Source organism: Flavobacterium terrigena, from assembly GCF_900108955.1.
Lineage (GTDB): Bacteria > Bacteroidota > Bacteroidia > Flavobacteriales > Flavobacteriaceae > Flavobacterium > Flavobacterium terrigena.
The window spans coordinates 445,656-464,129 of sequence record NZ_FNYA01000002.1 but is presented as its reverse complement, the minus strand read 5'-3'; the positions used below and the strand labels follow the sequence as shown (position 1 = coordinate 464,129).

The 18,474-nt window shown below is 31.7% G+C and carries 13 protein-coding genes, 2 pseudogenes and 1 riboswitch; of the genes and pseudogenes, 14 read left to right on the top strand and 1 reads right to left on the bottom strand.

Translation table 11 applies throughout. From position 1 onward, the window contains the following. Positions 1–79 precede the first annotated feature (79 nt). The 10 genes and pseudogenes from BMX42_RS05465 to BMX42_RS05420 all read left to right on the top strand — a co-directional run bounded on the left by BMX42_RS05465 (position 80) and on the right by BMX42_RS05420 (position 14,500). Positions 80–1,723 (top strand): NADPH-dependent assimilatory sulfite reductase hemoprotein subunit, encoded by a 1,644-nt coding sequence (locus BMX42_RS05465; protein ID WP_091310056.1) that lies wholly within the window; start codon positions 80–82, stop codon positions 1,721–1,723. Then, positions 1,723–2,469: a DUF2490 domain-containing protein gene (locus BMX42_RS05460; RefSeq protein ID WP_091310052.1), complete on the top strand. Its 747-nt coding sequence runs from the start codon at positions 1,723–1,725 to the stop codon at positions 2,467–2,469. The genes BMX42_RS05465 and BMX42_RS05460 overlap by 1 nt, the downstream gene beginning before the upstream one ends. After that, the gene (locus BMX42_RS05455) at positions 2,462–3,916 is read left to right on the top strand and encodes a TSUP family transporter (RefSeq protein WP_091310048.1); all 1,455 of its coding nucleotides are present in this window, start codon (positions 2,462–2,464) and stop codon (positions 3,914–3,916) included. The genes BMX42_RS05460 and BMX42_RS05455 overlap by 8 nt, the downstream gene beginning before the upstream one ends. Before the next feature lie 515 nt (positions 3,917–4,431). Beyond that, positions 4,432–5,415, top strand: coding sequence for an alpha/beta fold hydrolase (locus BMX42_RS05450; protein WP_091310043.1), 984 nt, complete (start codon positions 4,432–4,434; stop codon positions 5,413–5,415). A gap of 41 nt (positions 5,416–5,456) precedes the next feature. Continuing rightward, a pseudogene (locus BMX42_RS05445) lies at positions 5,457–7,001 on the top strand (ACT domain-containing protein); the annotation flags it as partial. 149 nt (positions 7,002–7,150) lie between these two features. Next, positions 7,151–7,256, top strand: a riboswitch (SAM riboswitch). A 109-nt stretch (positions 7,257–7,365) separates the two neighbouring features. Then, positions 7,366–8,397: a homocysteine S-methyltransferase family protein gene (locus BMX42_RS05440; protein WP_091310035.1), complete on the top strand. Its 1,032-nt coding sequence runs from the start codon at positions 7,366–7,368 to the stop codon at positions 8,395–8,397. A gap of 209 nt (positions 8,398–8,606) precedes the next feature. Continuing rightward, positions 8,607–11,294 carry a methionine synthase gene (metH, locus tag BMX42_RS05435; RefSeq protein WP_317040030.1) on the top strand — a complete coding sequence of 896 codons (2,688 nt, stop codon included), beginning with the start codon at positions 8,607–8,609 and terminating at the stop codon, positions 11,292–11,294. 90 nt (positions 11,295–11,384) lie between these two features. Continuing rightward, entirely contained in the window at positions 11,385–12,341 is a 957-nt protein-coding gene (gene metF / locus BMX42_RS05430; RefSeq protein WP_091310009.1) for a methylenetetrahydrofolate reductase [NAD(P)H], read from the top strand. Positions 12,342–12,637: 296 nt separating this feature from the next. Beyond that, positions 12,638–13,033, top strand: coding sequence for an outer membrane protein assembly factor BamD (locus BMX42_RS05425; protein WP_143055606.1), 396 nt, complete (start codon positions 12,638–12,640; stop codon positions 13,031–13,033). A gap of 234 nt (positions 13,034–13,267) precedes the next feature. Next, positions 13,268–14,500: a YCF48-related protein gene (locus BMX42_RS05420; protein WP_091310002.1), complete on the top strand. Its 1,233-nt coding sequence runs from the start codon at positions 13,268–13,270 to the stop codon at positions 14,498–14,500. Between the two features lie 131 nt (positions 14,501–14,631). Here BMX42_RS05420 and BMX42_RS05415 read toward each other — a convergent pair. Beyond that, positions 14,632–15,285, bottom strand: a pseudogene (locus BMX42_RS05415) (ATP-binding cassette domain-containing protein); the annotation flags it as partial. Between the two features lie 117 nt (positions 15,286–15,402). Here BMX42_RS05415 and BMX42_RS05410 point away from each other — a divergent pair. Genes BMX42_RS05410 through BMX42_RS05395 form a run of 4 tightly spaced genes read left to right on the top strand, consistent with a single transcriptional unit; the run spans position 15,403 to position 18,364 of the window. After that, a complete protein-coding gene (locus BMX42_RS05410) occupies positions 15,403–16,080 on the top strand; it encodes a TetR family transcriptional regulator C-terminal domain-containing protein (RefSeq protein WP_091309998.1) in 678 nt (225 codons plus the stop codon). A gap of 15 nt (positions 16,081–16,095) precedes the next feature. Beyond that, the gene (locus BMX42_RS05405) at positions 16,096–17,406 is read left to right on the top strand and encodes an ABC1 kinase family protein (RefSeq protein ID WP_091309995.1); all 1,311 of its coding nucleotides are present in this window, start codon (positions 16,096–16,098) and stop codon (positions 17,404–17,406) included. Beyond that, on the top strand, positions 17,406–17,684 hold the full coding sequence (locus BMX42_RS05400) for a TIGR03643 family protein (RefSeq protein ID WP_091309991.1): 279 nt from the start codon (positions 17,406–17,408) through the stop codon (positions 17,682–17,684). The genes BMX42_RS05405 and BMX42_RS05400 overlap by 1 nt, the downstream gene beginning before the upstream one ends. Then, positions 17,681–18,364 (top strand): SDR family NAD(P)-dependent oxidoreductase, encoded by a 684-nt coding sequence (locus tag BMX42_RS05395; RefSeq protein WP_091309988.1) that lies wholly within the window; start codon positions 17,681–17,683, stop codon positions 18,362–18,364. Before BMX42_RS05400 ends, BMX42_RS05395 begins: the two co-directional genes overlap by 4 nt. Positions 18,365–18,474: the final 110 nt, after the last annotated feature.

Here is an 18,474-nt window from a genome sequence, read left to right as displayed (position 1 = left end):
TAGTAAAAAGGGATAAGATAATGAGAGTTAAAACTTTTGCCTTTTGCCTTTTTGCTTATGCCTTAAAAAAATAAATAAAATGAGCAAAAAATTATCAGCAGTAGAACATATCAAGACCAAAAGTGATGGTCTTAGAGGAACATTAAAGGAAAGTATCGATTTAGATAATCATACAGGAAATGTGCGTCCGGACGACGAAACTTTAGTGAAATTTCACGGAATGTATGTGCAAGACGACCGCGACAGAAGAGTAGAAAGAGCAGCCAAAAAATTAGACAAATTATATTCATTTATGATTCGTTTGAGAATTCCTGGTGGTGTAATTAACGCCAATCAGTGGATTGCAACGCATGAAATTTCAGAACAATTTGGAACAGGAACTTTAAAAATCACAACAAGACAAACGGTGCAATTACATGGATTGCTAAAACATCAATTACGACCAACCATTCAAGCGTTTAACACCGCAAAATTAGATTCAATTGCGGCGTGTGGCGATGTAAACCGAAATGTGATTGTGAGTTCGCATCCGCAAATTTCAGCCATTCATCAACAAATTTACGAGTATGCCGATAAAATTTCAACCTTGCTTTTGCCTAAAACGCAATCGTATTACGAGGTTTTTATCGATGGTGAAAAAATTTACGAACGTTCATCTGAAGCCGATCCATTGTATGAAGATCGCTATTTGCCGAGAAAATTTAAAATCGCAATCGCCATTCCACCAAGTAATGATGTAGATGTGTTTACCAACGATATTGGATTAATTGCTATTATCGAAAACAATGTATTGAAAGGTTTCAATATCGCAATCGGCGGTGGTTTGGCTACAACTCACGGAAATCCAAATACGTATTCTCGTTTAGGAAGTATTATTGGTTTCACGGATACAGAAGAAAAAACGCTAAAAGCCGTGTATGAAATTTTAACGGTGCAACGTGATTTTGGAAATCGTGTCGATAGAAAATTATCTCGATTGAAATATACAGTTGATAAATTAACGGTGGAAGGTTTCAAAAAAGAATTAGAAAGTCGCATCGGATTTGAATTCGAACCTGAAAGAAAATACACGTTTACAGAAAGAAGTGACCGTTTTGGTTGGGAAAAAAATCATCAAGGGAAATGGTTTTATACGTTGTTTGTAGAACATGGTGTGATTAAACCTGATCAAAAGCAGTTTTTGTTCGAATTGGCGCAATTGGGCATCAGTAATTTCATTTTTTCAGGAAATCAAAATCTGATTTTAGGAGAAATTGAAGAAAGTAATAAATCAAAAGTAGAAGCTTTGTTATCGCAACATGATATCGAAAAACTAGAAAGTGCTTTACGAAAAAATTCGATGGCGTGTGTGGCGTTGCCAACTTGTCCGTTAGCCTTGGCGGAAGCACAACGTTATTTACCAGAATTGGTAACAAAAATTGAACCAATTCTAGCCAAATACGAATTAACAAATGATGAAATTTCCATTCGTATGACGGGTTGTCCAAATGGCTGTGGTCGTCCGTATGTTGCGGAACTTGGTTTCGTTGGAACAGGTCCAGAACAATATAATTTCATGTTAGGCGGCGACCGTTTAGGAACGCGTTTGAATACAATTTATAAAGAGAAACAAACTGAATCACAAATTTTAGAAGATGTAGATGTTTTATTAGGAAAGTATGTCATAGAGAAGTTAGAAAATGAAACTTTCGGAGATTATACTTACCGAGCAATTTTGAACTAATGAAGAAGATAGTTTTAGTAATTATTTTATTGATTCCTGAGTTTTTATTAGCGCAAAAAAAGGTAGAAAATCAACAATTGATTTGGTATGGATATTACAACAGTTTAAAGTTTAACGAGAATTGGAGTTTGAATAGCGAAATTCAAGAACGACAGTTTTATAATCCAACAGCCCAACATCAATTGGTGTTTAGGTTAAATTTAGAAAGGAAATTAATTGAAGACTGGAAGGCTTCTTCGGGAATGACATTGTTTTTACAAAACCCGAATAACCCGAATTCTGAAAGTAATTTAACGGTTCCGGAATTGCGTCCAGATATCGGTTTTAGTAACAAGCAAAAACTAAGATTTATAACAATTAATCATCGTTATAAAGCGGAAGCACGTTTTTTTCATGATGTAGAAAATGGCAAATTAGTTGGTGGTTATCACTTTTCAAATTTCCGATTGCGTTATCAATTAGGATTAGATTTTCCGATTTGGAAAAAAGAAGGAAATGAAAAATTACTTCTTAAAATTAAAGATGAAATAATGTTTAATCTAGGAAAAAAGATTGTCAAAAATACGTTCGACCAAAATAGAGTTTATCTCGCACTAAATTATAAAGTGAATAAATCGTATGCTTTTGAAATTGGTTATATGAATTGGTTTCAGCAACAAAAATCAGGAACCGATTTTTATAATAGAGATATTTTAAGATTGTCCATTTTTCACAGTATTGATTTAAAAAAGAAAAAAAATGAGTAATACATTATTTCCAGTTTTCCTAAAAACAGAAACCGCCCGCTTTTTAATTGTGGGCGGTGGAAATGTTGGTTTGGAAAAAGCAGAAACCTTATTAAGGCAAAACCCTAAGATTAATTTAATCTTGGTTGCGACTTATTTTCATCCGAAGTTGAAGGAAATTATTCGTCAAAATTCAACTATTTCTTTTTACGAAAGAGCTTTTGAAGCAACTGATTTAGAAAACAAAGATTTTGTAATTATTGCAACTGATAAACCAGAAGTAAATCGAAACGTTAGAGAGTTAGCCAAAGGAAAAGGAATTAAAGTAAATGCGGCGGATCAACCCGATTTATGTGATTTTTATTTGGGTTCGATTGTGAACAAAGGAAATTTAAAAATTGCGATTTCTACTAACGGAAAATCGCCAGTTTTAGCCAAGCGATTGCGAGAATATTTTACAGAAGTAATTCCAAATGAAATTGAAGAAAATATCACACAACTAAACGAATTTAGAAACCAACATAAGGGAGATTTTAATCAAAAATTAGCCGATTTAAATAAAGCAACGGAAGTTTTTTCGTCAAAGAAAAAAGAAAAACAAGAGGCTAAAAAATATAAAAGATTGGTGTTGCAAATCACGTTGTTATTTATGTTTTTTTTCTTAGGATTTGGACTTTCTGAATTTATTTCTTTTAAAGAATTATGGCATCAAACTCAATATATTCCAAATGCATTTTATGGAATGTTATTAATTGGTTTTTTTGCTCAATTAGTAGATGGTGCTTTAGGTTTAGGCTATGGAGTAACGTGTTCTACTAGTATGATGTTGCTAGGAATAAAACTTCCCGCAATCAGTGGAAGTATCCATACGGCGGAAATGTTTTCCAGCGGAATTAGTGGTTTTTCACATTATAAATTCGGAAATGTAAATAAGAAATTATTTTTCTGGATTGCCATTCCGGGTGTAATTGGAGCAGTTGCTGGAGCTTTGTTATTGATTTATCTAGGAAATAAATATGAAGTCATTACGTACGGAATTCTGGCAAGTTATACGTTATTAATCGGAATTCGATTGATCATTTTAGCGTGCAAAAAGAGAATCGAAAAGAAACAACTTAAAAACACGAGTTTGTTAGGGTTTGTTGGTGGCTTTTTCGATGCTTTTGGAGGCGGTGGCTGGGGTCCAATTGTAACTTCAACACTTTTATCGAAAGGAAGAAAGTCAAGTTATGTTGTTGGAACAGTAAGTTTGGCGGAATTTTTTGTCACATTAGCTGCTTCAATCACTTTTTTCACTTCATTAGGAATTAGTCATTGGTATATAATTTTAGGTTTAATTATTGGTGGCTCAATTGCAGCGCCTTTAAGTGCAAGGCTTGCAGGAAGATTACCTCAGAAAATTGCTTTATTATTAGTAGCGTTTTTAGTTATTGTTTTTAGTATCAGAATGTTACTGAAAATAGTTTAAGTTAAATATTTCTAATCACTAGATTTTTTTTGACGATTAAATGATTTATATAGAATAAAAATCTATTTTAATGATTTAAAATAACAAAATTTAGAAAATTTATCTATAAAGTTTTTTTATGGAGAAATATTTCTCTAAGTTTGCCCCATCAAAAACAACAACGATAGATGAGATTTATAACATATAATATTCGAATGACAATGTGTGGATTTCCACACAGAGGATAGTATTGCATAAATTTAACCTACTAAACACAATGCAACATTTAGCCTCTGCCAACGCAGAGGCTTTTTTTTAAAATCAACTTAAATAAAAACATGAAAGCATTAAACAATTATATGATGATGAGACGAATGATGATGTGCATGTATGTGCCAAATAAGTATTGCCAAAAGTGAAAGAGTAAAATTTAGTTTTAGTTCAACTAAAAAACCCTTTTGGTAAATGTTCCAAGAGGGTTTTTTAATTCTGAACCAGTTTCAGAATCTCATAAAATAATAGCAGTTTAAAAATAAATGAAAGCATTACAAAATATTAAAATATCAAATTTTTTACTTCAATCTGGTGAAGTGAGTAAAATAAATTTATCGTTTCAAACTTTTGGTTTACCTATAGGAATGGCGCCAATTGTGTTGGTCAATCATGCTTTAACTGGGAATTCAAATGTAGAAGGTCAAAACGGCTGGTGGAATGATGTAGTTGGAGAAAACAAAGTAATCGATACAAAAAAAAACACCATAATCGCATTTAATATTCCAGGAAATGGGTACGATAATGAAGTGGAGAATTTAATTGAAAATTATAAAAGTTTCACCACAAAAGATGTCGCTTCTTTGTTTTGGAAAGGATTAGAATATTTAAAAATAAACCAACTTTTCGCCGTAATTGGTGGAAGTTTAGGTGGAGCAATTGCATGGGAAATGGCGCTTTTAAAGCCAAAAGCTATTCAGAATTTAATTCCAATAGCAACAAACTGGAAAGCAAATGATTGGCTTATCGGAAATGTTTTGGTGCAAGATGTGATTCTGAATAATTCGAAAAATCCAATTCACGATGCCAGATTGCACGCCATGTTATTGTACAGAACGCCACAATCATTATCGGCGAAATTTAATTCGGAAAGAAATGACAATCAAAATAGTTATAAAGTCGAATCTTGGTTGTTGCATCACGGTGAAAAATTAACCGGAAGATTTGAATTAAGTGCCTACAAATTAATGAATCATTTGTTAAAGACGATTGGAGAAAGTAGCACGGAAAACGATTTACAAGATTTTGCAAAAATTTCCACAACAAAAATACATCAAATAGCCATTAATAGCGATTATTTTTTCGCGCCAAATGAAAATATCAAAACGCATAATTTATTAAGCAGCACAACAAAAAACTTAACCTATCACGAAATAAATTCCATTCACGGACACGATGCATTCTTGATAGAATATGAAAGATTAAACAACATTTTAAAAACAATTTTTAACACTAAACACACAATTTAATTATGTCAATTTTAAAATCAGAAGAAAAAGGATTTAAGTACAAAGGAATTAAGGAATTATCAGTTTTAGATAATGTTTCTTTAGTCAATTTAGAAGGGAAAGGTTTACTTGGTAAAGCTGGTGTCGATGCACGAATTTTTAGTGTAATGGCAAATCATAAAATTAGTGTTAGTATCATTTCTCAAGGTTCATCAGAAAGAGGAATTGGAATTGTTGTGAGTACGGATAGAGCTTCAGAAGCGCTTCAAGGCTTGGAAAAAGAATTTTCAAATGAGTTGCTTTTTGGAGATGTTAGTAGGGTTTCTGTGGATAATAATATTGCAGCAATCTCAATTACTGGTCAAGATTTAAGTACGTTTCACAAATTATATTCGTCTTTAATTCGAAATAAAATTACGCCAATCTTGTTCAATAATATTATAACTGGAAACAGTGTGAGTTTGGTAGTGAAGAAAACCGATTTAAAACGTGCACTAAATGTGATTAATGTAGAAATTTTCGGATTAACCAAAAAGATAAATATTGCTATTTTCGGACATGGTTTAGTAGGTTCAACTTTAATTAATCAGGTTTTATCTTCAGCAAAAAACATTGAAATCAAAAAAGGAATTAAGCTAAATATTTTCGCCATTGCGAATTCAACCAAATTAGTGATTGATGAAGCTGGGTTAAATGAAAATTGGAAAGCTGAAATTGCTGAAAATGGTGAAGCTTATGATGTTAAAGATATTATTAAATACGCAAAAGAAAATCATTTAGAAAATTTAATCGCAGTAGATAATACTGCAAGTAGCGGTTTTGTGGAAAATTATGTAGAACTAATTGAAAGCGGTTTCGATGTGGTTTCATCTAACAAAATTGCCAATACGTTAAGTTATGGTTTTTACAGAGAAATTCGTCATGCATTAGAAGATAATCAGAAAAATTATTTATACGAAACGAATGTTGGTGCGGGTTTGCCGTTAATTGATACCATTAAATTATTACACCTTTCTGGAGAAAATATCACAAAAATTAAAGGTGTGTTTTCAGGAACGTTGAGTTATATTTTCAATCATTTTTCTGTGGAAGAAAAACCGTTTAGTGAAGTGTTGAAAGAAGCGATTGCTTTAGGTTTTACGGAGCCAGATCCTCGTGAAGATTTATGCGGAAATGACGTAGCAAGAAAATTGTTGATTTTAGCTCGTGAATTAGATTTACAAAACGAATTCAATGAAATTAATATTCAGAATTTAATTCCAGCTGAGTTGAGATCTTTAACAACTGCAAATTTCTTAGATAATTTACAACTTTTAGATTTCCATTATAAAACCATTAAAGGCAATCAAGAACCAGGAAATGTACTGCGTTATATTGGTGAATTGTCTGGGGATTTACAGCAAGATAAAGGAAATTTAGATGTGAAATTGGTTTCTGTTTCTGAAAATTCAGCTTTAGGACAATTAAAAGGTTCGGATTCGATTTTTGAAATTTATACAGAATCGTATGGAGAAAGACCAATCGTAATTCAAGGAGCAGGAGCAGGAGCGTCGGTAACAGCTCGTGGTGTTTTTGGAGATATATTAAGAATTATTGATAAAATATAACTCAAAAGAAATTTTAATAGTTTTTTGTTCGTAATTTTAATGTTTTAAAAGAATAAAAATCTATTTATATTCTTTTTTTAATTAAAATTTAGAAAATATTTCTTTTTTATAATTTTTTATTACCTTTGCAGCGTTCATAAACATAATGATTGTTATCACGAAAGGTGGAGGGATTAGACCCAGCGAAACCTTAGCAACCCTACGCTTGTAGAAGGTGCTACATTCTATTCCGATTTTTTCGGAAGCAGATAACCAGAAAATTTTCACCACTTTTCGCTGATATCAATATTAAGTTTACACGCGTTTCATTTTTAACGGGTGTAAAAGTGTATGAATAATATATAAAAACATAATATCATTGAAAATGTCAAACACAAGCAAAAAATCAACTTTAGAAGTTAAAAGTAACATCTATCAAGCCATTAACGAAAAAATTTTAATTCTTGACGGAGCTATGGGTACGATGTTACAACGCAATAAATTTGAAGAAGAAGATTTTCGTGGAGAACGTTTCAAAGATTTTCCGCATCCATTAAAAGGAAACAACGATTTACTTTCAATTACACAACCAGAAGCGGTAAAAGAAGTACATCGTTTGTATTTTCAAGCGGGAGCAGATATTGTGGAAACCAATACATTTTCTGGAACAACCATCGGAATGGCCGATTATTATATGGAAGATTTGGTATACGAATTGAATTATCAATCTGCCAAAATTGCTCGTGAAGTTGCCGATGAGTTTACTGACAAACCTCGTTTTGTTGCAGGTTCCATCGGACCAACAAACAGAACGGCATCTATGTCGCCTGATGTGAATGATCCAGGTTATCGCGCCGTAACTTTTGACGATTTACGAATTGCGTATAAACAACAAGTAAACGCTTTAATTGATGGTGGTTCAGATGTACTTTTAGTAGAAACCATTTTCGATACGTTAAACGCTAAAGCAGCACTTTTTGCCATTGAAGAAGTCAAAGAAGAAAGAAATTTAGATATTCCAATCATGGTTTCAGGAACAATTACGGATGCTTCAGGAAGAACATTATCAGGACAAACGGTAGAAGCCTTTTTAATTTCGATTCAACATATTCCGCTGTTAAGTGTTGGATTCAATTGCGCGTTAGGTGCAGATCAATTGAAACCGTATTTAAAACGATTAGCGCATAACACACAATTAAACATTTCGGCACATCCAAATGCTGGTTTGCCAAATGCTTTCGGAGAATATGATCAAACACCAGAAGAAATGCAAGCTCTAATTAGGGAATATTTACAAGATAATTTGATAAATATTATTGGCGGTTGCTGCGGAACAACACCAGAACACATCAAATTAATTGCAGAAGTTTCTGCAGAATTTGAACCCAGAAAATTAGAGAGTAATCAGCCTATTTAGAGTTTTTAAACCCTAAACGGGTTTAAAAAAAGCAAGTAGGACTTGTAAAAGAAATGAAAAACAATAGCATAAAAATAAAATTAGAAAGTTTTATACAATCGAAAAAAAATAGATTCAATCAATATATAAGTCAAAGCAAAATCTTTTGGAGAGATGTTGCGAAAAATTATAAAAGAATAAATAGCGTGTTATAAAATTTAAGCCGCGAGATTATAAAAAAGATGTCAAGAAACAATAAAATAAATTTACAACTTTCAGGATTAGAACCACTTTTCATTACCGAAGAATCAATTTTCGTTAATGTTGGTGAAAGAACGAATGTAACAGGTTCTCGTAAATTTCTTCGATTAATTAAAGAAGAAAAATACGATGAAGCACTTTCTGTTGCGCGTGAACAAGTGGAAGGTGGTGCCCAAATTATTGATATTAATATGGATGAAGGAATGTTAGATGGCGTGTATGCTATGACAAAATTCCTAAATTTAATTGCCGCCGAACCAGATATTGCTCGTGTTCCTGTGATGATTGATAGCTCGAAATGGGAAATCATCGAAGCTGGATTAAAAGTCGTGCAAGGAAAAGCCGTTGTAAATTCTATTTCATTAAAAGAAGGTGAAGAAACGTTTATTCATCACGCAAAATTAATTAAACGATATGGTGCGGCTGTAATTGTGATGGCTTTTGATGAAGTCGGACAAGCAGATAATTACCAAAGAAGAATTGAAATTTGTAAAAGAAGTTATGATATTTTGGTGGACCAAGTTGGTTTTCCTGTCGAAGATATCATTTTCGACCCTAATATTTTTCCAGTCGCAACTGGAATGGACGAACATAAATTAAACGCTTTAGATTTTTTCCAAGCGACAAAATGGATTCGTGAAAACTTACCGTATGCCAATATTTCGGGCGGAGTAAGTAATGTTTCGTTTTCTTTCCGTGGAAACGATAAAGTTCGTGAAGCGATGCATTCTGCGTTCTTATATCACGCCATTCAAAATGGTATGACAATGGGAATCGTAAATCCGGAAATGTTAGAAATTTACGATGAAATTGACAAGATTTTACTAGAACATGTTGAAGATGTTCTTTTAAATAGAAGAGAAGATGCAACGGAAAGACTTCTAGATTTAGCGGAAAGTTTTAAAGGCGATTATAAAGTAAACGAAAAAGCAATTGCCGAATGGCGAAATGATCCAGTTCAAGAAAGATTAACGCATTCTTTAGTAAAAGGAATAGACGAATTTATAGAAATTGATGTTGAAGAAGCCCGATTAAACGCTAAAAAAGCAATCGAAGTTATCGAAATCAGCTTAATGAACGGAATGAATGTGGTGGGAGATTTATTCGGAAGCGGAAAAATGTTCTTGCCTCAAGTAGTAAAATCGGCGCGTGTGATGAAAAAAGCCGTGGCGTATTTATTACCGTTTATTGAAGCTGAAAAAGATTCTACAGCTTCGTCATCTGCTGGAAAAGTATTGATGGCGACAGTAAAAGGTGACGTTCACGATATTGGTAAAAATATTGTTTCAGTAGTTTTAGCCTGTAATAATTTCGAAATTATCGATTTAGGTGTGATGGTTCCGCCAGAAAAAATTATTGAAGCGGCTGTAAAAGAAAACGTTGATATTATCGGTTTAAGCGGATTAATTACGCCTTCGTTAGATGAAATGGTTTATTTAGCCAAAGAAATGGATAAGTTGAACATCAAAATCCCAGTGATGATTGGTGGTGCAACAACTTCTCGTGCGCATACGGCTGTGAAAATTGCTCCAGAATATTCTGCGACTGTAATTCACGTAAATGATGCTTCTCGAGCTGTAACTGTTGCTTCGAATTTATTAAATACGGAAACAAATGCTAATTTTTCTATCGCTTTGCGCGAAGAATATGACACGTTACGTGAAGGTTATTTGAATAGGGCAAGAGAGAAAAATTTCTTAACGATTGAAGAAGCGCGTAAGAATAAATTCAAGATAGATTGGGATGCTTTCGAACCTGTTCAACCGAATTTTATCGGAACAAAAATTGTAGAAGTCGAACTTTCAGAATTAGTTGATTTTATCGATTGGACGCCATTTTTTCAATCGTGGGAATTGTTCGGAAAATATCCAGCGATTTTAACGGATGAGGTTGTGGGTGAACAAGCAACAGATTTGTTCAAAGATGCACAAATTATGTTAGCTAAAATTGTTTCTGAAAAATGGTTTCAAGCTAAAGGTATTTTAGGAATTTACCCTGCTAATACAGTTAATGATGATGATATCGAAGTGAGTCTTCCAGATTCTAGTTACCAATTTCTAACTCTTAGACAACAATCTCAAAAAACAGTTGGTGCGCCAAATATCGCATTATCTGATTTTATTGCTCCAAAAGAATCGAATAAACAAGATTATATGGGTTGTTTTTGTGTCACAACAGGATTTGGTGTCGATGAAAAAGCTGCTGAATTTGAAAGCCAATTAGACGATTATAATTCGATTTTAACCAAAGCATTGGGCGATAGATTAGCGGAAGCTTTCGCCGAATATTTACACTTAAAAGTGCGTAAAGAAATTTGGGGTTATGCATCAGATGAAAACTTAACAAACAACGAATTAATTAAAGAAAATTATAAAGGAATTCGTCCAGCGCCAGGTTATCCAGCTTGTCCAGACCATTTAGAAAAACCAACAATTTGGAATATTCTAAATGTAGAAGAAAATATCGGAGTGAAATTAACGGAAAGTATGGCAATGTGGCCCGCTTCTTCGGTTTCAGGATATTATTTTGCGAATTCGGAAAGTAAATATTTCGGATTAGGAAAAATTAAAAACGATCAAGTAGAAAATTACTCGAAAAGAAGAGGAATTTCAACAGAAATAGCAACCAAATGGTTAGCGCCAAACATTGCAGACTAATAGTAAAGAGGGAAAAGGCACAAGGCATAAGTATAGGAATAATCCAAAACTTATCCCTTATCCCTTGTCCCTAATAACTCAAAACTTAACATGAAAGTAACCGAACATATAGAAAAAGCCAACGGAAAACCCTTGTTTTCTTTCGAAATTTTACCGCCATTAAAAGGACAAAATATTCAATCGATTTATGATAGTATCGATCCGTTAATGGAATTTAATCCTCCATTTATTGACGTAACGTATCATCGTGAAGAATACGAATTTAAAGAATTACCAAACGGATTATTACAAAAGAAAATTGTAAAAAAACGTCCTGGAACTGTTGGTATTTGTGCTGGAATTCAGAATAAATATAATGTAGATGCTATTCCGCATATTTTGTGTGGTGGATTTACAAAAGAAGACACGGAAAATTTATTAATCGATTTAGATTTCTTAGGAATCAATAATGTGGTAGCACTTCGTGGTGATGCGGTTAAAAGTGAAATTTATTTCAAGCCAGAAAAGGAAGGTCATGCTTTTGCATCAGAATTGGTTTCGCAAATTAATGATTTAAATAACGGAATTTATTTAGATGCCGATTTACAAAATTCTTCTAAGACTGATTTCTGTATTGGAGTTGCGGGTTATCCCGAAAAACATATGGAAGCGCCGAGTTTAGATAGCGACATTCATTTCTTAAAACAAAAAATTAAAAACGGAGCCGATTACATTATTACTCAAATGTTTTTCGACAATCAGAAGTTTTTCGATTTTGTTGCGAAATGCAGAGCAGCCGGAATTACAGTTCCAATTATTCCAGGATTGAAACCTATCGCAACGAAAAAACAATTGAATTTAATTCCACACCGTTTTAGTTTAGAATTACCTGACGATTTAATTATGGCAGTTGTAAAAGCAAAAGATAATGAAGCGGTAAAACAAATTGGTATCGAATGGTGTATCCAACAAAGTACCGAATTAGTGGCTGCAGGAATTCCGGTGTTGCATTATTATTCAATGGGTAAAGCGGATAATATTAAAGCCATCGCTAGCAAAATATTTTAAAAACATTTAAAAACTATTAATATTTTAAAACCTCATTAAGTTTGTAAGAATTTAATGAGGCTTTTTGTTTTTTTAAATTAAAGTAAATTTTTATCATATTGTTGCAATTTTATTAGTTATGCTGATTTTTGTTTAATATCAGAAAATTTATTGTAGCAATATTGCCGAATAGTTAGAATATGCTTCAAAAAACAATTTCTGAATAAGTAAAAACGTGACTTTGCAAGGGTTTCACGTTTGGTGAATTAAAATTATATTTTTAACTTTAAGAATATAACCCAAAATTCTCGTGTATTATGAAAAAAATTATCTTCCTATTCGTTATGTTGTTTGTGGGTCAAATAACTTTTGCAAAAGATAAAGATTTACTTTTGAAAGAAGCGAGGCAATTTGCTCTAGATAAAGATTATAATGCAGCAATTCAATCGTATAAAGCGTATGTTAAAATAGCTAAAAACGACGATTTAAAAGACGTGTATTTTGAATTTGCTAATTGTTATTACAAAAATAACGATAGCAAAATGGCGGTAAAAACATTAAAAAAGTCAATTAAAAGATACGGATTAACCGAAGAAGACTTAATATATAATAAAGTATTGGATTCTAAATTGTCCGATATTACAATTGCAGAATTATATAATGATTTTACTCGGCTAAGAAATAAATACGTTACGTATCAAGAAAAAAACTAATCAATTAATGCGTTAATTGATATTTAAATCTCTTCATAAAACTATATTATGAAGAGATTTTTTTGTGTTTTATAAATTAATTGAAGTGAAAAATTGTAAATAGTTTAGTCTGATTTTTTCTTCTAATATGTTTTAAAATAATTGTAATTGTTGTATTTATAACAAATTTGTTATATTTTAATATCTTTAATCTTGTAGATTTGTGAACTAACATTAATCTAAATTTACAAAATTATGAGAAACAAATACTTTAAAAGCATTTTTGCTATTATTCTATTTTCAACAACTGTTTTTTCACAAACTTTTGATATCAAGCCATCTGGAACGAGTTATATTTTATATGATATAACGATTCCTACTGGACAAAATCTTGTGGCTTATGCAACTGGTTCTCAATACACAACCAACAATAATGGTGTTGTTATCAAAACTGTTGATGGTGGTGAAACTTGGTCAACGATTTACACTTTAAACAAAGGTCTAACAAAAATTAAGTTTGTTTCTCCAACAAGAGGTTTTTTAGTCGGATATGATAACACACTTTTAAAAACTATTGATGGTGGTGCAACTTGGACGAATGTGACTGTGCAAAGTGATATTTATTACTACAATCAAATAGATTTTTTTGATGCAAATAATGGAATTTTATCTGCCATTACAAATGGCGATCAATTAGTGTCGTATAAGACAGTAGATTCTGGTGAAACATGGACTCCTGTTACAAGTACCACTAATCTTCAAACTATGGAAATAGGTTATGCATCGGAGAATATTTTATATTCTGTTGGTTATGATCAAAAAATTTCAAAATCTATTAATGCTGGAAATAATTGGACAACCATTAAAAACGGAATCCCTCAGATGGTTTATTTCAGTACAAGTTTTAAAGATGATTTAAACGGAGTAGTTAGTGGTGAAGATGGTGAAATTTTAAAGACTATTGATGGTGGTGCAACTTGGACACAGGCTTTATCTACTTCTTATGAAAACTTCTATGCTTTAAAATACTATAATAATGACAAAATAATTACTGCAGGTACGGATAGTAATATTTACTATTCGTCAGATGCTGGAAGTACATGGACACCATTGAATACTTCTAGTTCTTCTACAAGCACATTATATGATATAGAGTTTTTTGCTAATGGTGATGCTTTACTTTGTGGCTCTCAAGGGACAATTTTAAAATCGTTAAGTTTATTATCAACAGCTGATGTCAATTTAAATAATAATTTTATTAATCAATTTTATAACTCATTTGATAATACATTAAGTATTGAAACGAATGCAGAAAATTCAATTAAAAATGTAACTTTTATTTCTGTTGAAGGAAAACAAGTGTATAGCGAAAATGTATCAGGAAATTCTGTTGCATTTGATTTAAATTTCATGAGTGATGGAGTTTATTTTGCTAACGTAGAAATGAATAACGGATTCAAGCAAATCTTTAAGTTTGTTAAGAACTAATGCTTTTTTAAGCTTAAATTTAATAAAGAAAATATAAAAAAAATCTCTTCATAAACTTTATGAAGAGATTTTTTTATGAAGTATTATAGAGGTTAAACCTACTTCGTTTTCTCTCTAAAAACTTTTTCTAAATTGTTTCCTAAGTCCGAAATTTGAGCGTCTTCTACAATTTTTCCTTTGTGAATAATGATAATTCTGTCGCAAATAGCTTCCACTTCTTGCATAATATGTGTAGATAAAAATACGGTTTTGTCTTTCCCGATATTCTTAATTAATTCTCTAATTTCAACCAATTGATTCGGATCTAAACCTGTTGTTGGTTCGTCTAAAATCAAAACATCTGGATTGTGAAGTAAAGCTGTTGCTAAACCCACACGTTGACGATATCCTTTAGAAAGTTCGCCAATTTTTTTATGACATTCTGGAGTTAAACCTGTCAATTCAATCACTTCTTGAATACGAGATTTATCTGTTTTATGTACATCAGCACTAAACTCTAAATACTCACGAACATATAAATCTAAATACAACGGATTATGTTCTGGTAAATAACCAACCGATTGTTGTACGCTTTTTTGAGCTGAAGTCACATCAAAACCATTTACAGTCGCTTCACCTTCATCTGCAGTTAAATACGTAGTCAATATTTTCATTAAAGTCGATTTTCCAGCTCCATTCGGACCTAAAAAACCTACAATTTCGCCTTTCTTTACAGAAAAATTTACGTTATCTAACGCTTTTTGTGTTCCGTATGTTTTGGTAATGTTTTTTACTTCTATTGACATGTTCTTGTTTTCCACAAAAATAATAAATAAATGTAATACAACGATAGATAAATATAAGTTAATGTTTATTTTGTTGTTGAGTTTTTCTGTAAATTTGTTGAACAAAATTAACGACTTATGGCTGCACCAAAAAAAAAGAAAGTGATTACTGAAGATGTAATTGTTTCTGCATATACTGATTATTGTTTAACGCATGGTAAAAAACCAAATTCGGTTTATGAATTTGCCAAACAAAACAATATGGAGGAAAGTGAATTTTATCAATTTTTTGCTTCTTTTGAATTTTTAGAAAAACAATATTTTGTTTCTATGTTTGCTTATACTTTAGAATTGTTAGAAAAAAATGAAGCATATCAGTCGTATGAAAGTGCAGATAAATTATCAGCATTTTATTTTACTTTTTTCGAAATGGCAACTGCAAACAGAAGCTTTGTCATTTACTTACTTAAAGAAGATAAAAACCCAATGAAAAACTTAGGCAAATTGTCAAAACTTCGTGAAGTGTATTTGGAATATGCCTTAACTATTTTAGAAAAACCAATCAAAATTGAACAAGAAACGGTTGTAAAAATTCAAGACAAAGTCTTACAAGAAGCTTCTTGGTTGCAATTCCTTTCCATTTTCAATTTTTGGATGCATGACGAATCTCCAAATTTCGAAAAAACAGATGTTTTTATTGAAAAATCAATAAAAGCTAGTTTCGATTTAGCCTATAACATTCCAACACAAAGTGTAATTGATTTTGGAAAATTTTTATGGAAAGAACAAATGAATGGCATGTTTTCTAAATCATAAATTCAAAATAAAATAATGAAAAAAATAGACAGTATTCCAACAGGAAAGATTGAGCGTGTAACGAAATTAGTTACAACTGGTGTGAAAGTTGGAGGAAATTACCTAAAATATTATGGAGAAAAAGTTGTAAATCCGTCTTTAACTAAAGATAAATTACACGAAAATAATGCTGCGGATATTTATGATGGATTAAAAGAATTGAAAGGAAGTGCTTTAAAAGTAGCTCAAATGCTAAGTATGGAAAAAAATTTGCTACCGCAATCTTATGTAGATAAGTTTTCGTTGTCGCAGTTTTCTGTTCCACCTTTGTCGGCGCCTTTGGTTCGAAAAACATTTAAAACATATTTTAAACAATATCCAGAAGAATTATTTGATAGTTTTTCTCCAGATTCCATAAATGCGGCAAGTATAGGTCAAGTTCATAAAGCGAAGAAAAACGGAAAAGAACTTGCAGTAAAAATCCAATATCCTGGCATTCGTGAAAGTATTAGTTCTGATATTGCTTTGGTAAAACCAATTGCGATTAGAATGTTCAATTTACAAGGAACTTCGGATGAATATTTCCAAGAAGTAGAAGATAAATTAACAGAAGAAACAGATTATAAATTAGAAATTTCGCAATCGATGAAAGTCATTGAAGATTGTGAGAAAATCGAAAATTTACTATTTCCACATTACTATCCAGAATTTTCTTCAGACAAAATCATCACAATGGATTGGATGAACGGCATTCATTTATCTGAATTTTGTTCGAGCAATGCTTCTCAAGAACAACGCAATAAAGTGGGACAAACGTTGTGGAATTTTTATATGTATCAAATTCACCAATTGAAAAAATTTCACGCAGATCCACATCCAGGGAACTTTTTAGTAGATACAAACGACAATTTAATTGCGATTGATTTTGGCTGTATGAAGGAAATTCCAAATGATTTTTATGTGCCTTATTTTGAAGTTTCTACACCGGATTCTTTAAATGATATGGAATATTTTACAAAAAAACTGTATGAATTAGAAATTTTAAAAACTACGGATAAGCCCAAAGAATTAGAATTTTTCACGGATATGTTTCACGAATTATTAAGTGTTTTTACACAACCAATTCAATCTGATGTCTTTGATTTTGCACAACCCGAATTTCAAAATCAAATTGCAGCTTTGAGTGAGAAATTCGCAAGCGACAAAACACTAAGAAAAATGAATGGGAACAGAGGCTCTAAACATTTTATTTATGTGAACCGCACCTTTTTTGGTTTATACAGTTTAATGTTCGACATCAAAGCAAAAGTGAAAATTAACGATTTTAAAAAATATTTATCTAATTAATGGTAAATCAATTAAGTGATCTTGAAATAGATAGAATTATTGAAATGGCTTGGGAAGACCGAACTACTTTTGAAGCTATTAAAATTCAATTTGGCTTGTCTGAAAAAGAAGTTATTGATTTAATGCGAATGGAATTGAAACCTTCAAGTTTTAAATTATGGCGCGCTCGAGTTCAAGGTAGAAAAACGAAACATTTAAAATTAAGAGAATTTGTAACTGGAAATTTTAAATGTAATTTGCAAAGAACTATTACTCAGAATAAAATTAGTAAACGATGAAAAATTATTTGGTAATTGGTGGAAGTAAAGGTGTTGGTGAGCAAATTGTAAAAGAATTATCCGAAAAAGGTAATTTTTGTCACGTAATTTCTCGTTCAGAACCATCTTATTCATTTAATGGGAATTGGTATGAATTGGATGCTTTGTCAGGTGAATTACCAACAATCGAATTTCTTGATGGTTTGGTGTATTGTTTAGGAAGTATCAATTTGAAACCTTTTAATCGCTTAAGTTTAGAAGATTTTAATACCGATTTAAACGTGAATTTTTTTGGAGCTTTAAAAGTGTTTCAACATTATTTGCCAACTTTAAAAAAATCGGAACAAGCTAGTGTTGTCATGTTTAGTACAGTTGCGGTTCAATCTGGAATGCCTTATCATGCTAGTATTGCTGCAGCAAAAGGAGCAGTTGAAGGTTTAGTAAAAAGTTTAGCTGCAGAATTTGCTCCGAAAATTAGAGTCAATGCTATTGCGCCATCTATCATCGATACGACATTAGCTTCTGGGATTTTACGTTCAGATCAAATAAAAGAAAATATGATTGCGAAACACCCGCTAAAACGGATTTTAAATCCAATAGATGTCTCAAAAACCACTTGTTTTTTGCTTTCTTCAGATTCTAACGGAATAACTGGACAAATAATTGTACAAGATAATGGCTTAGTAAGTTTAAGTTATTAAAATTTTTTTAGGTTATATCAATTTTTTTTCTACATTTGCTCTTTCGACAACAAAATAATGAACACAAATTCTACATATTATAACAATTCATTTTATTTCTTCTGGAACGA